Annotated in this window: 13 protein-coding genes and 1 pseudogene; all 14 read left to right on the forward strand. The window is 70.3% G+C overall.

Annotated elements, in window-relative coordinates:
* The first annotated feature begins 40 nt into the window (after window positions 1-40).
* The 14 genes and pseudogenes from GGR04_RS08045 (at window position 41) to nusA (ending at window position 14,262) form a co-directional block, all read left to right on the forward strand.
* Window positions 41-625 (forward strand): NifU family protein, encoded by a 585-nt coding sequence (locus tag GGR04_RS08045; protein WP_183199323.1) that lies wholly within the window; start codon window positions 41-43, stop codon window positions 623-625.
* A gap of 28 nt (window positions 626-653) precedes the next feature.
* Window positions 654-1,397, forward strand: a complete 744-nt coding sequence (tsaB, locus tag GGR04_RS08050) for a tRNA (adenosine(37)-N6)-threonylcarbamoyltransferase complex dimerization subunit type 1 TsaB (RefSeq protein ID WP_183199324.1) — start codon at window positions 654-656, stop codon at window positions 1,395-1,397.
* A gap of 69 nt (window positions 1,398-1,466) precedes the next feature.
* A complete protein-coding gene (locus GGR04_RS08055) occupies window positions 1,467-1,991 on the forward strand; it encodes a GNAT family N-acetyltransferase (protein ID WP_183199325.1) in 525 nt (174 codons plus the stop codon).
* Between the two features lie 76 nt (window positions 1,992-2,067).
* On the forward strand, window positions 2,068-2,859 hold the full coding sequence (gene olsA / locus GGR04_RS08060) for a lyso-ornithine lipid O-acyltransferase (RefSeq protein ID WP_376769839.1): 792 nt from the start codon (window positions 2,068-2,070) through the stop codon (window positions 2,857-2,859).
* Between the two features lie 202 nt (window positions 2,860-3,061).
* A complete protein-coding gene (miaB, locus tag GGR04_RS08065; protein WP_183199326.1) occupies window positions 3,062-4,507 on the forward strand; it encodes a tRNA (N6-isopentenyl adenosine(37)-C2)-methylthiotransferase MiaB in 1,446 nt (481 codons plus the stop codon).
* Window positions 4,504-5,547 carry a PhoH family protein gene (locus tag GGR04_RS08070; RefSeq protein ID WP_183199327.1) on the forward strand — a complete coding sequence of 348 codons (1,044 nt, stop codon included), beginning with the start codon at window positions 4,504-4,506 and terminating at the stop codon, window positions 5,545-5,547. Before miaB ends, GGR04_RS08070 begins: the two co-directional genes overlap by 4 nt.
* A 118-nt stretch (window positions 5,548-5,665) precedes the next feature.
* Window positions 5,666-6,148 (forward strand): rRNA maturation RNase YbeY, encoded by a 483-nt coding sequence (gene ybeY / locus GGR04_RS08075; protein WP_183199408.1) that lies wholly within the window; start codon window positions 5,666-5,668, stop codon window positions 6,146-6,148.
* A gap of 2 nt (window positions 6,149-6,150) precedes the next feature.
* The gene (locus tag GGR04_RS08080; protein ID WP_376769840.1) at window positions 6,151-7,167 is read left to right on the forward strand and encodes a hemolysin family protein; all 1,017 of its coding nucleotides are present in this window, start codon (window positions 6,151-6,153) and stop codon (window positions 7,165-7,167) included.
* Window positions 7,168-7,381: 214 nt separating this feature from the next.
* Entirely contained in the window at window positions 7,382-8,965 is a 1,584-nt protein-coding gene (gene lnt / locus GGR04_RS08085; RefSeq protein WP_246392945.1) for an apolipoprotein N-acyltransferase, read from the forward strand.
* 147 nt (window positions 8,966-9,112) lie between these two features.
* A pseudogene (locus GGR04_RS08090) lies at window positions 9,113-9,514 on the forward strand (helix-turn-helix domain-containing protein); the annotation flags it as partial.
* A gap of 274 nt (window positions 9,515-9,788) precedes the next feature.
* Window positions 9,789-11,000, forward strand: coding sequence for a methionine adenosyltransferase (gene metK / locus GGR04_RS08095; protein WP_183199331.1), 1,212 nt, complete (start codon window positions 9,789-9,791; stop codon window positions 10,998-11,000).
* On the forward strand, window positions 10,990-11,703 hold the full coding sequence (trmB, locus tag GGR04_RS08100; RefSeq protein ID WP_183199332.1) for a tRNA (guanine(46)-N(7))-methyltransferase TrmB: 714 nt from the start codon (window positions 10,990-10,992) through the stop codon (window positions 11,701-11,703). Before metK ends, trmB begins: the two co-directional genes overlap by 11 nt.
* Window positions 11,704-11,915: 212 nt before the next feature.
* The gene (gene rimP / locus GGR04_RS08105; protein ID WP_183199333.1) at window positions 11,916-12,521 is read left to right on the forward strand and encodes a ribosome maturation factor RimP; all 606 of its coding nucleotides are present in this window, start codon (window positions 11,916-11,918) and stop codon (window positions 12,519-12,521) included.
* Between the two features lie 139 nt (window positions 12,522-12,660).
* Entirely contained in the window at window positions 12,661-14,262 is a 1,602-nt protein-coding gene (gene nusA, locus GGR04_RS08110) for a transcription termination factor NusA (protein WP_183199334.1), read from the forward strand.
* The last annotated feature ends 40 nt before the right edge of the window (window positions 14,263-14,302 follow it).

A 14,302-nucleotide genomic window follows, 5' to 3' on the forward strand; every position in this document is an offset into this window, starting at 1 on the left:
GGAACGCCGCTTTTTGCCGCCTTCGCCTCAAGGACGCGCCATGTTCATCCAGACCGAATCCACCCCGAACCCGCAGACCCTGAAGTTCCTGCCCGGCCGCGTGGTGCTGGAGAACGGCACGGCGGAGTTCCTCGACCGCGACGACGCCGAGGCGCGTTCCAAGCTCGCCGCGCGCCTGATGGCGATCGAAGGCGTCACGGCGGTGTTCTTCGGCTACGACTTCGTCACCGTCACCAAGGACGAGACGGCGTGGCAGCACCTGAAGCCGGCCGTGCTCGCCGGGCTGATGGAGCACTTCCTCTCGAACGAGCCGGTAATGTCGGCGAGCGCCACGACGGGCGGCGCGAAGGCGTCCGATTCCGGCGAGGAGTTCTTCGACGCCGGCGACGAGGGCCTCGTCACCACGATCAAGGAGCTGCTCGACACCCGCGTGCGCCCGGCCGTGGCGCAGGACGGCGGCGACATCACCTTCCGCGGCTTCCGCGACGGCGTGGTGTTCCTCAACATGCGCGGCTCCTGCGCCGGCTGCCCCTCGTCCACCGCGACGCTGAAGCACGGCATCGAGAATCTGCTGCGCCATTTCGTGCCCGAGGTCGAGGCGGTGGAAGCCATGGAGGCGGCCTGAACCGGTTTCCGGCGAGGGCTTTGAGCCGATGAGCGATGCTTCGAACCGCCGGCTGCTGCTGGCGGTGGATACGGCCAACGAACGCTGCTCGGTCGCGGTGGCCGATCTCACGGATGGCACGATCCTGGCGAGCGCCAATCCCTCGATCGGCAAGGGCCACGCCGAGCGGCTGATGGATCTCGTCGCCGAGGTGCTGGCCGAGGCGGACGCCGGATACGGCGATGTCGCCAAGCTGGCGATCGGGATCGGGCCGGGCTCCTTCACCGGCATCCGCGTCGCCGTGGCGGTGGCGCGCGGCTGGGAACTGGCGCTCGACATTCCCAGCGTCGGCGTCGACACGCTGGAGGCGCAGGCCGAGCCGCATGCGCGGGATGGCGCTGTGCTCGCCGTCCACGACGCGCGGCGCAGCGAGGTCTATGTCGCGCTCCACGCCGTCGGCGGCGCACGGCTTGCGGGGCCCGAGGCGATGGCGGTGGACGATCTGCCGGCCTTCTGCGCGCGGCAGGGCGTCGAGCCGGCTGATCTCCGTCTCGTCGGATCGGGCTCGGCGCTGGCGGCCGAACGGCTGCCGGGCGCACGCCTCGTGCCGGATGCCGGCGAAACCTCGGCGCCGATCGCTTCGATCGTGCGCCTTGCCCTGGCCAGGGCGCCCGGTGCCCCGCCGCTGCCCTTGTATCTGCGTGGGGCCGACGCCAAGGTGCAGGTGCCACTCGGCCTGCGCGCAGCTTCGCATCGCAGCGAGCCCGGCGCAGGTCTCGACATCGCCGGTTAACGCTTCGGCGCCATCATCAACACGGCCGCCTCGGGGGAGCGCGGCCGATCCTTGGGGGAGGCTCGCGACATGTACTGGTATCTGCCTCTGGCCTGGACCCTGTCCTTCTGGGACGGACTGCTGACACCGCCGGGCTTCACCGTCCAGCCGCTCGGCTCGGACGAGCTGGACGACGCCGCCGAGCTGCACAGTGCCGCGTTTGCCGGCGGCTGGTCGGGCGACGAGTTCGCTTCGCTCCTGGCGCAGGGCGGCACGTTCGGCTTTGCCGTACGGCGCGACGGGCAGGCAAAACCCATCGGCATCGTCCTGGCGCGCCTCACCGTGGACGAGGCCGAGATCCTGACGATCGTCGTGGATCGCAGCGCGCGCGGCAAGGGCATCGGCCGGCTGCTGATGGACAACGTGCTGCAATATCTCCACGCCGAGCGCGCCGCCTCGCTCTTCCTCGAGGTCGAGGAAACCAACGCGCCCGCTCTGGCGCTCTACCGGCGCCTGCGCTTCGAGGAGGTGGGCCGCCGCCCCGCCTATTATGCGGGACGCGACGGCACGCGCACCAGCGCCCTCATCCTGAAGCGGACCCTTGGCGCTGGTTGATGCGCCGGGCGAGGGGACGAGCGGGCATCGCCCCGCCGGGCCCTTCGCCGATGCGTCGGCGACGTCCGGCCGTGCCGTGGTGGCCGGTCTGCGCATTGCCGCCGTCGCCATCATCCTTGGTCTCATGACGCTCGCGCTCTGGCCGCTGCAGGCGGTGGCGATCCGCCGCGGCTGGCCGCTGGCGCGGCGGCTGCCGCATCTCTGGCACCGCGTCGCCGTCCGCACGGTGGGCTTGCGCGTCCACGTTCGCGGCGTCCCGGCCGTCGGGCGCCCGTTGCTGATGGCCGCCAACCACCAGTCCTGGGCCGATATCGTGGCCCTCGGCTCGGTGCTGCCGCTCTCCTTCATCGCCAAGTCCGACGTGCGCGACTGGCCGGGCTTCGGCCTCCTGGCACGGCTCCAGCGCACCGTCTTCGTGGAGCGCGAGGCGCGCGGGCGCACGGGAGCCCAGGCCGACGAGATCGGCGAGCGGCTGACGGCGGGCGACGCCATGGTGCTCTTCGCCGAGGGCACGACGTCGGACGGCAACCGCGTCCTGCCTTTCAAGACCGCCTTGTTCGGCGCCGCACAGGCCTCGCTCCGCCGCTCCGGCGTCGAGGCCGTGCTCGTGCAGCCGGTGTCGATCGCCTACACCCGCGCCAACGGCATCGCGATGGGCCGCTTCGGGCGCCCGCTCGCGGCCTGGCCGGGCGACGTGACGCTGTTGCCGCATCTGGCCTCCTTCCTGCGCGAGGGCGCGGTGGACGTCGAGATCGCCTTCGGCGAGCCCATCCGCTTCGAACCCTCCAGCGACCGCAAGGCCGTGGCGCGGCGATGCGAGCGCGAGGTGGCGACGCTGCTCGCCCAAAGCCTCGCGCAGCCGCTCTGACGCGTTGGCCCTCTAGCGTTCGCCAAAACGTCGCTTGCGTCGTCCGCGCTCGGGGCCGATATAGAAAGGACGAAGGCGGACGGCGCGGCGGGATGGCTGCGATGCGTCCCGGCACGACACCCCACGGGGCGGCGCATGGCGCTCCGGTCGATGGGCCTGGGTTTGGTCGCGCCGCGGCCGGCGGGCACCCAGCGAAGGACGCATGAGCGAGACACTGGTTGAGAGCGGCACGGCGGAGCGCAAGGTCTTCATCAAGACCTACGGCTGCCAGATGAACGTCTACGATTCGCAGCGCATGGGCGATGCGCTGCGCGGCGAGGGCTACCGCGAGACGGACGCCATCGAGGAGGCCGACCTCGTTCTCCTCAACACCTGCCACATCCGCGAGAAGGCCGCCGAGAAGATCTATTCCGAGCTCGGTCGCATCCGCGTGCTCAAGGCCGAGCGCGCGAGCCAGGGCCGCGAGATGCAGGTCGGCGTCACCGGCTGCGTGGCGCAGGCCGAGGGCGCCGAGATCATCGCCCGTGCGCCCGTGGTTGATCTCGTGATCGGGCCCCAGACCTACCACCGCCTGCCCGACGCGCTCCGGCGCGCCCGCGCCGGCGAGCGCGTGGTCGAGACCGACTATGCGGTGGAGGACAAGTTCGAGCACCTGCCCGACGCCTCCGAGCGCCAGATCCGCACGCGCGGCGTCACCGCCTTCCTCACCGTGCAGGAGGGCTGCGACAAGTTCTGCACCTTCTGCGTGGTGCCCTACACCCGCGGCGCCGAGGTCTCGCGCCCGCGCGAGGCCGTCCTCGCCGAGGCGCGCCGTCTGGCTGAGGCCGGCGTGCGCGAGGTGACGCTGCTCGGGCAGAACGTCAACGCCTGGGAACACACCGACGCGGCCGGTCGGCGCCACGGTCTCGGCTCTCTGCTGCGCGAGCTCGCCGAGATCCCCGGCCTGGCACGGCTGCGCTACACGACCTCGCACCCGCGCGACATGGGCGACGATCTCGTGGAGGCGCATCGCGACCTTCGCGCGCTCATGCCCTACCTGCACCTGCCCGTGCAGTCGGGCTCCGACGCCATCCTCAAGGCGATGAACCGGCGCCACAAGGCGGCCGACTATCACCGTCTCGTCGAGCGCATCCGGCAGGCGCGGCCGGACATCGCGCTGTCGGGCGATTTCATCGTCGGCTTTCCCGGCGAGAGCGAGGCCGATTTCGAGGCGACGCTCGCGCTCGTGCGCGAGGTCGGCTACGCCGCCGCCTACACGTTCAAGTACTCGCCCCGTCCGGGCACGCCCGGCGCGGCGATGGACGGGCACGTGCCCGAACCCGTGAAGACCGAGCGGCTGGAGCGCCTGCAGGCGCTCATCCGCGAGCAGCAGACGGCGTTCCAGGCGAGCTTCGTCGGCCGCGACACCGAGGTGCTGATCGAGAAGCCCGGCCGCCATGCCAACCAGCGCATCGGCCGCTCGCCCTACCTCCTGCCGGTGGTGATTCCCGCGAGCGCCGGCGAGGTGGGCGATATCGTCACGGTGCGAATCGGCGACACCCGCCCCAATTCCCTGATGGCCGTGGGCGCCGAGCCCTCCGACAACCTCCCGCCGCTCTCGCGCGCCATGCGCTTCGAGACGGCCACCCTTGCAAGGACAATCGCATGAAGGCAGTGCGCGGCATGTCTCCAGCCTCCGGCGCGTCCGACATGGCCCATATCGTGCTGACCTTCGACAACAACCGGCTCGCCGGCGCCTTGTTCGGCCAGTTCGACGAGCATCTGGCTCTCATCGAGCAGAAGCTGCATGTCGACGCGCGGGCACGCGGCAACAATGTCGAGCTGCGCGGCGACCCCTCGGCCTGCGAGCAGGCCCGCCGCACGCTCGACATCCTCTACGAGCGCCTGCAGGGCGGCCACGAGATCCATCGCTCCGACGTCGAGGGCGCCGTGCGCATGGCCGTGGCGCAGGACGACCAGCTCGTGCTGCCGACGCTGGAGAAGAAGGGTCGCATCTCGCTCGCCCAGATCTCCACCCGCAAGAAGACGATCCATGCGCGCACCCCGACGCAGGACGCCTACATGCGCGCCATGGAGCGCTCCGAGCTCGTCTTCGGCGTCGGTCCCGCCGGCACCGGCAAGACCTATCTCGCCGTCGCCCACGCCGCCCAGCTCCTGGAGCGCGGCGTCGTCGAACGCATCATCCTGTCGCGCCCGGCCGTCGAGGCGGGCGAGCGCCTCGGCTTCCTGCCCGGCGACATGAAGGACAAGGTCGATCCGTATCTGCGCCCGCTCTACGACGCGCTCTACGACATGATGCCGTCCGAGAAGGTGGAGCGCGCGCTCGCCGCCGGCGCCATCGAGATCGCGCCGCTCGCCTTCATGCGCGGGCGCACGCTCGCGAACGCCGCCGTCATTCTCGACGAGGCGCAGAACACCACCACCATGCAGATGAAGATGTTCCTGACGCGCCTCGGCGAGAACGCGCGCATGGTGGTGACGGGCGACCCTTCCCAGATCGATCTGCCGCCGGGCCACACGTCGGGCCTCGTCGAGGCGCTGCGGGTGCTCGAAGGCGTCTCCTCGGTGGTCTCGGTGCGCTTCGAGGCCAAGGACGTGGTGCGGCACCGCCTCGTGCAGGCGATCGTCGAGGCCTACGAGAGCGACGCCACCGACCAGCGCGCCAAGCCGGTGAGCCGCCGGCCATGAGCGCCCTGCGGCGAGGGCTCCGAACGTGAGCGACGGGCGATCTAGCCCCGCGCCCGTCGTCGACGCAGCGGCGGGCCTCGTGATCGCGCTCGCCGTCGAGGACGAGGGTTGGCCCGCGATGCTCGGCGCCGATCCCGGGCCGCTCGTGCGCGAGGCGCTGGACGCCGTGCTCACCCGAGCGGGCTTCGCCGCCGGCCCGCCGACGGAGATCTCGGTGACGCTCGTCGACGACGCCGCAGTGCACGGTCTCAACCGCGAATGGCGCGGCCAGGACAAGCCGACGAACATCCTCTCCTTTCCGATGGCGGCGCTGCGGCCGGGCGACGCGCCGGGGCCGCTGCTCGGCGACCTCGTGCTGGCGCGCGAGACCTGCGCCCGAGAGGCCGCGGCCGAGGGCAAGCCCCCGGCCGACCATTTCCGTCATCTTCTCGTGCACGGCACGCTGCATCTTCTCGGCCACGACCACGAGGAGGACGGCGAGGCCGACGCGATGGAAGCGCTCGAGATCGCCATCCTTGCGGGCCTCGGCATTCCCGACCCCTATGCCGACGACGGCGAAGACGACGACCACGAACCCAACGGGGAACAGGTGACGCGATGAGCATGAGCGGCAATGGCGACGAGGCGGGGCTCGGTGAGCGCGGTGCCTCCGACACGGCGGCGGATGCCCGAAGTCGGCGGCGCCAGCGCGTCGAGGAGCCCGGTTTCTTCGAGTCCCTCGTCGCCTTCCTGAAGCCCCGCGTGCCCACCTCGCTGCGCGAGGAGTTCGTGGAGGCGTTGGACGGCGAAGGCACCGGCTTCACCGCCAACGAGCGCCTGATGCTCACCAACATCCTCGAGCTGCACGACGTGCGCGTCGAGGACGTGATGGTGCCGCGCACCGAGATCGAGGCGATCTCGATCAACGCGACGCTCGCCGAGCTGATGGAGCGCTTCGAGGAGAGCGGCCATTCGCGCATGCCGGTCTTCGGCGAGGGGCTCGACGACCTTCTCGGCATGGTCCACATCCGCGACATGGTGGGCCACGTCACCCGCGCCGCGCTGTGCTTCGGGCACGAGGACGGCAAGCCGGAGGCGCCGGTGCGCTCGGGGCTGGATCTCGGCCGCGTCGATCTGCGCCACACGATCTCCGACCTTGGTCTGCTGCGCCAGACGCTGTTCGTACCGCCTTCGATGCATGCCGCCGAGCTGATGGCGCGCATGCAGGCGAGCCACATCCAGATGGCGCTGGTGATCGACGAGTATGGCGGGACCGACGGGCTCGTGTCGCTCGAAGACATTCTCGAAATGGTGGTCGGCGACATCGAGGACGAGCATGACGACGAGGAGATCCTCGTCACCGATGCCGGCGACGGTGTCTACTACGCCGACGCGCGCGCCGATCTCGACGAGGTGCAGCGCGTCGTCGGGCTCGATTTCGACGTGCGGATGCACGAGGACGAGGCCGACACGATCGGCGGGCTCGTGGTCAACGCGCTCGGTCGCGTGCCCGAGGCGGGAACCGTGGTGGAGGCGGTGCCGGGCTTCGAGATCGAGATCCTCGAAGCCGATCCGCGCCGGGTGAAGCGCCTGCGCATCGTGCGCTTCCCCGAGGGCGCGGCCGAGAGCCTGCCGGACTGAGACGACCGGACGGGGAGGGGACCGGCGCGCGCTCCCGTTCCGCGAAAGCTCGGGCTCCTAGAGCTTTTCCCATGCAACCCGAGTCGGGTTTCACGCCCGGACGATGCGCCGAGACGAGACCGGGGAATCGACGTCATGTGCGCTTGGCCGGCTGGCCGGGCCGGCCGATCCGCGCGGGGAAACGATGGGACTGCAACGGCTGGCCGGACGAATCATGTTGCTGGCCGGCTGGCGCCGGGCGCTCGTCGCCTTCGGCGCCGGGCTCGTCGCGACGCTGGCGCTCGCCCCCGTCAACGTGCCGGCCGTCGGCTTCCTGTCCTTTCCCCTCCTCGTCTGGCTGATCGACGGCGCGAGCGGCGAGCCCGGCCATGGCCTCATGCGCCGCTCCTTGCCGGCCTTCCGCGTCGGTTGGTGCTTTGGCTTCGGCTATTTCCTCGGCGGTCTCTGGTGGCTGGGCTCGGCCATGCTGGTCGATGGCGAGGACTTTCTCTGGGCGCTGCCGCTGGCGGTGGTCGGCCTGCCGGCCATCCTCGCGCTCTACCATGGTCTCGCGGCAGCCGTGGCCCGCCTTCTGTGGAGCGATGGGCCGGCGCGGCTCCTGGCGCTCGCCGCCGCCTTCGCCGGCTTCGAGGCCCTGCGCGGCGCGCTTCTCACCGGCTTTCCCTGGAACGAGATCGGCGTCATGGCCGCGCCCGTGCCGCTCCTCATGGGCAGCGTCGCGCTCGTCGGCCTTCACGGGCTGACGCTCGCCGCCATTTTCGTGTTTTCGCTGCCGGCGCTCGCGGTCGGGGCCCGCCGCGGCCGTGGCGTGGCGCTCGGCCTCGGGCTGGTGCTCGTCGCCGGCCATGTCGGCATCGGCGCCTGGCGCCTGTCGGCGGCGCCCGCGGGCACGCAGCCAGGCGTCGAGCTGCGCATCGTGCAGCCCAACATCCTCCAGTCGCAGAAATGGGACGCGGCCGAGGCCGAGCGCATCTTCGCGCGCCTGCTCGACCTCACCGCCGCGCCCTGGGCCGGGCCGGTGCCGGACGCGCCCGCGGGCGAGCCGCCGCGTCGCCTCGTGGTCTGGCCGGAGTCCTCGTTCCCCTTCGTCCTCACCGACCGGCCGGACGCCGTGGCCCGCCTCGCCGAGACGCTGAAACCGGGCGAGACGCTGCTCGCCGGCGCGACGCGCGTCGAGGCGGGATCGGGCGAGCCCCGCTTCTACAATTCGGTCTACGTCATCGGCGAGGACGGCGCGGTGGAGGGCGCGGGCGACAAGCTGCATCTCGTGCCCTTCGGCGAATACCTGCCGTTCCAGGCGCTGCTGGAGAGCTGGGGCATCCGGCAGTTGACCGAACTGCCCGGCGGCTTCTCGGCCGGGGCCGCACGCCGCGTCATGGCGGCGGGCGAGGGGGGTCTGCGCTTCCTGCCGCTCGTCTGCTACGAGATCATTTTCGGCGACGAGATCGACGCCGCGGGCGAGCGGCCCGACTTCATCCTCAACGTCACCAACGACGCCTGGTACGGGCTGACGCCCGGACCCTCTCAGCACCTGCGCCAGGCCCAGTTGACGGCCGTCGCCTTCGGGCTGCCGCTGGTGCGTGCCGCCAACACCGGCATCTCGGTGGTGGCCGACGCTGCCGGGCGCCCCGTGGCCGGACTCGCTCTCGGCGAGGGCGGCACGGTGGACGCCGCGCTACCGCTCGCCGGGCCGCCCACACCCTTCGTGCGCTACGCAAACCGGCCGTTCCTCGCCGCCCTGCTGCTCGCCGCGATCATCGCGGGGGCGGCGGCGATCTCGCTTTCGCGAAGAGATTGATTGACGCGCGTCAACTCCCCGCATACCGACTTCATCTAGAAGAATGAGGCTGATATGCAGGGTTGACTGGACCGGCATGCGGCGGGCTGTGATCGGCGACGGTCGCAGGCCCGGAACCGGTCGAAGACAAGTGGCGGGACGCAACGCATGGTCGAGAACAAGAAGAAGCCGAACCCCGTCGATATCCATGTGGGTAGCCGGGTCCGCCTTCGCCGGACCATGACCGGAATGAGCCAGGAAAAGCTCGGCGAGCACCTCGGCATCACGTTCCAGCAGATCCAGAAATACGAGAAGGGCACCAACCGGATCGGCGCCAGCCGGCTGCAGAAGATCTCGGAGGTCATGGCGGTGCCGGTGTCCTTCTTCTTCGACGGCCTGAGCGACCTCGCGCCCGCGGCCGTGGGCTTTTCCGAGCCCTCCGCCGAATTCGTCAACGACTTCACCGTGTCGAGCGAGAGCGTGCAGCTCAACCGCGCCTTCACGCGCATCGCCGACCCCAAGGTGCGGCGCCGGATCGTCGATCTCGTGCGCTCGCTCGCCGACGCGGCGCCCGACGTCGCGCCGGAGCTGGAGCCGGAGCGAGAGCCCGAGCTGGAGCCGGCTCTGCCGACCACAGACGGCAGCTGACGGACACGAAGGGGCACGGGCCGGCGGCACGCGCGGGCCGGCGACGCCATTTTTTTCTTGCGCGGTGCAGCAGCCCATCCTAACCCCGCTTCGACGGGGTTCGTGACGATCCCGGCGCAAGGGTTCGCGCCGTGCGATCCTGGGGCCCGACGATCCCCTCACTTGGACGCCGACAGGCGGGACGGAACGACGATCCATGGCACGCAGCGAGTATCTCTTCACCTCCGAGAGCGTCTCGGAAGGCCATCCCGACAAGGTGTGCGACCGGATCTCCGACGAGATCGTGGATCTTCTGTACCGGGAGGCGAAGAAGTCCGGCATGGACGCCTCGCTCGTTCGGGTGGCCTGCGAGACGCTGGCCACCACCAACCGGATCGTGATCGCCGGCGAGATCCGCTGCTCGATCGAGCCCGGCAAGGTGAAGTCCAAGGTGAAGTCGGCGGCGAGGAAGGCGGTCAAGGCGATCGGCTACGAGCAGGACGGCTTTCACTGGAAGACCGCCAAGATCGACGTGCTGTTGCACGACCAGTCGGCCGACATCGCGCAAGGGGTGGACACCGGCGCCGAGAAGAACACCGAGGGCGCCGGCGACCAGGGCATCATGTTCGGCCATGCCTGCCGCGAGACGCCCGAGCTGATGCCGGCGCCGATCTTCACCGCGCACAAGATCCTCGAGCGCCTGGCGCAGGCCCGCAAGGCCGGCGAGGGCGAGGCCGGCAAGCTCGGCCCCGACGCCAAGAGCCAGGTGACCGTGCGCTACGAGGGGGGCAAGCCCGCCGAGATCGTGTCGATCGTCGTCTCCACCCAGCATCTCGACGAGACGCTGACCTCGGCCGACGTGCGGCGCATCGTCGAGCCCTTCGTGCGCGAGGCCGCGGGCGAGCTGCCGATCGCCGAGAGCTGCGTCTGGCACGTCAACCCGACCGGCAAGTTCGTGATCGGCGGGCCGGACGGCGACGCCGGCCTCACGGGCCGTAAGATCATCGTCGACACCTATGGCGGCGCAGCCCCGCATGGCGGCGGCGCCTTCTCGGGCAAGGACCCGACGAAGGTCGACCGCTCGGCGGCCTACGCGGCGCGCTATCTCGCCAAGAACGTGGTGGCGGCGCGGCTGGCGGAGCGCTGCACGATCCAGCTCGCCTACGCGATCGGCGTGGCCGAGCCGCTGTCGGTCTATGTCGACCTGCACGACACCGGCGTGGTGGACGAGGCGGCGCTGGAGACGGTGCTGCGCGAGGTGATGGACCTGACGCCGCGCGGCATCCGCGAGCACCTCGCGCTGACGCGCCCGATCTACGCGCGCACGAGCGCTTATGGCCATTTCGGCCGCAAGCCCGGCCGCGACGGCGGCTTCTCCTGGGAGCGCATCGACCTCGTGCCCAAGCTGAAGGCCGCCCTTGGCCGCTGAACGTCGCTCGAACGGGCCGCAGGCGCGCGTCCGCGAAAACTTCTTCGGGCGCTCGCGCGGCAAGACGCTGCGCCCGCATCAGGCCGGGCTCCTGCGCGAGGCGCTGCCCGATCTCGGCCTCGATCTGGCGCAGCCCGCGCCGGCCGACCTCGCCGCGCTGTTCGCCGCGCCGGTCGACGGCGTGCGCCTCGAGATCGGCTTCGGCGGCGGCGAGCATCTGCATCATGAGACCTGCCGCCATCCCGGCACCGGCTTCATCGGCGTCGAGCCCTTCGTCAATTCCATGGCCAAGCTGCTGGCGGCGCTGGAAGACGAGCCGCGCGCGAACCTGCGCCTCTTCGGCGACGACGCGACGCTCCTGCTCGACTGGCTGCCCGACGCCTGTCTTTCGGGCGTCGATCTCTTCTATCCCGACCCCTGGCCGAAGCGGAAGCACTGGAAGCGGCGCTTCGTCAACGAGCGCACGCTGGCGCGCCTCGCCCGCACCCTGCGCCCCGGCGCGCCCTTCCGCTTCGCCTCCGACATCGAGACCTATGTCGACTGGACGCTCCGGCACCTGCGCGATCATCCCGCCTTCGAGTGGATCGCCGAAGGTCCGGCGGATTGGCGCACGCCCTATGAGGCCTGGCCGGGCACGCGCTACGAGGCCAAGGCCCATCGCGAGGGCCGGGTCGGCGCCTACCTGACCTTCCGCCGCATCTGACGGCGCCTCCCGAAGAGGGGGAGAGCCCGCCACAAGGCTTGCCAAGCGCGGCCGCCGGGCTTATAGGAGAGCCATATTCTCTGCGGTGATCGTGAGAGTGGGTCCCACCGGTCCCGCTCTTTTTTGTTAGGGCCTGTCCCCTCGACGCGATCGCACGCGACGCGAGGCGTCGGGCTCGATCCCGCCGCCGGACCCCTTGAACCGGAGTGGACGTGACGGACCAGCGCATCATCATCGAACAGGGACTGGAGGCGCGCGTCGCCGCCATCGTGGAGCCCGCGATCGAGCAGATCGGCTATCGGCTGGTGCGCGTGCGCGTCTCGGCGATGAACGGCACCACCCTGCAGATCATGGCCGAGCGCCCCGACGGAATGATGAGCGTCGAGGACTGCGAGGCGGTGAGCCGCGCGGTGTCGCCGGTGCTCGACGTCGACGACCCGATGGAGCGCGCCTATCATCTGGAGGTCTCCTCGCCTGGCATCGACCGCCCGCTCGTGCGGCGCGGGGACTTCGAGGCCTGGACGGGCCATCTCCTGAAGATGGAGACCAACCGGCTGCTCGCCGGGCGCAAGCGCTTCCGCGGCCAGGTCCTGGCGGTGGAGGGCGAGACGCTGCGCTTCGAGCGCGACGCCGCGGCGGCCGGCGAGGAGGCGGTGGTGGAGATCCCGCTCGACGCGGTCGCCGAAGCCCGCCTCATCCTCACCGACGAGCTGATCCGCGCCTCGCTCACCGCCGACAAGGCGGCCCGCAAGGCGCGCGGCCTGCCGATCGACGACGAGGCCGAAGCCGAAGACGCGGCCGAGGCGGCGAACCCTTAAAACCTGCGCGGTCCGGCGGAACGCCCGAGGGGGTCGTCCGTTGCGAACGTGTCCCACGCAAGCGAGACCCACATCGCGGGTCCGGCCAATCGAAACCGACGAAGTCCAGCGGGGCGGCGCCGGGCGAGGAGAGAGACAGATGGCAGTCAGTGCGAACAGGCTCGAGCTTCTGCAGATCGCGGACGCCGTCGCTCGCGAGAAGTCGATCGACCGCGAGATCGTGATCGAGGCGATGGCCGACGCGATCCAGAAGGCCGCCCGCTCGCGCTACGGGCAGGACACCAACATCCGCGTCGACATCAACCAGAAGACCGGGGAGATGAAGCTGCAGCGGCTTCTCGAGGTGGTGGACGTCGTCGAAGATCCCAACACGCAGATCTATCTCGAGCTGGCGCGTGACAAGAACCCCGATGCCGAGCCGGGCGACTTCATCGCCGAGCAGCTTCCGCCGATGGAGTTCGGCCGCATCGCCGCCCAGTCGGCCAAGCAGGTCATCGTGCAGAAGGTGCGCGAGGCCGAGCGCGACAAGCAGTACGACGAGTTCGTCAACCGCGTCGGCGAGATCGTCAACGGCACGGTGAAGCGCGTCGAATACGGCAACGTCATCGTCGATCTCGGCAAGGGCGAGGGCATCATCCGGCGCGACGAGCAGATCCCGCGCGAGCTGTTCCGCTACGGCGACCGGGTGCGCGCCTTCGTCTACGACGTGCGCCGCGAGCAGCGCGGGCCGCAGATCTTCCTGTCGCGCACGCACCCCCAGTTCATGGCCAAGCTCTTCACCATGGAAGTGCCCGAGATCTACGACGGCATCATCGAGATCAAGTCGGTGGCCCGCGATCCCGGCTCGCGCGCCAAGATCGCCGTGATCTCGCGCGATTCCTCCGTGGACCCCGTCGGCGCCTGCGTCGGCATGCGCGGCTCGCGCGTTCAGGCCGTGGTGGCCGAGTTGCAGGGCGAGAAGATCGACATCATCCCCTGGTCGCCGGACGCCGCCTCCTTCCTCGTCAACGCGCTGCAGCCGGCGGAAGTCGCCAAGGTCGTGCTCGACGAGGACGCCGAGCGCATTGAAGTCGTGGTGCCGGATGACCAGCTAAGTCTGGCGATCGGGCGTCGCGGCCAGAACGTGCGCCTCGCTTCGCAGCTGACGGGCTGGGACATCGACATCCTCACCGAGCAGGAAGAATCCGAGCGCCGCCAGAAGGAATTCAGCGAGCGGTCGAGCCTCTTCATGGACTCGCTCAACGTCGACGAGATGGTCGCCCAGCTCCTCGCCTCCGAAGGCTTCACCAGCGTCGAGGAGGTGGCCTATGTCGAGCCGACCGAAATCGCCGCGATCGAGGGCTTCGACGAGGACACGGCCGGCGAGATCCAGAACCGGGCGAAGGAGTTCCTCGACCGGCGCGAGGCCGAGCAGGACGACAAGCGCAAGGCGCTGGGCGTCGCAGACGAGCTGCGCCAGATCGACGGCCTCACGACGCCCATGCTCGTGGCGCTCGGCGAAGACGGCGTGAAGACAATCGAGGACTTCGCGGGATGCGCCGCCGACGATCTCGTCGGCTGGAGCGAGCGCAAGGACGGCGAGACCAAGCGCTTCACCGGTGCGCTCTCGGCCTTCGAGGTGAGCCGCGTCGATGCCGAGGCGATGGTGATGCAGGCCCGCGTGATGGCGGGCTGGGTCGAGGCCGAAGAGCCCGAGGCGGACCTCGGCGAAGACGAGATCGACGAGACGGTGGAGGCCTGATTTCAGGCTCCGCCGACGACGAACGGAAATTCGAGACGCG

The organism is Aureimonas pseudogalii, assembly GCF_014196835.1.
Taxonomy (GTDB): Bacteria; Pseudomonadota; Alphaproteobacteria; order Rhizobiales; family Rhizobiaceae; genus Aureimonas; species Aureimonas pseudogalii.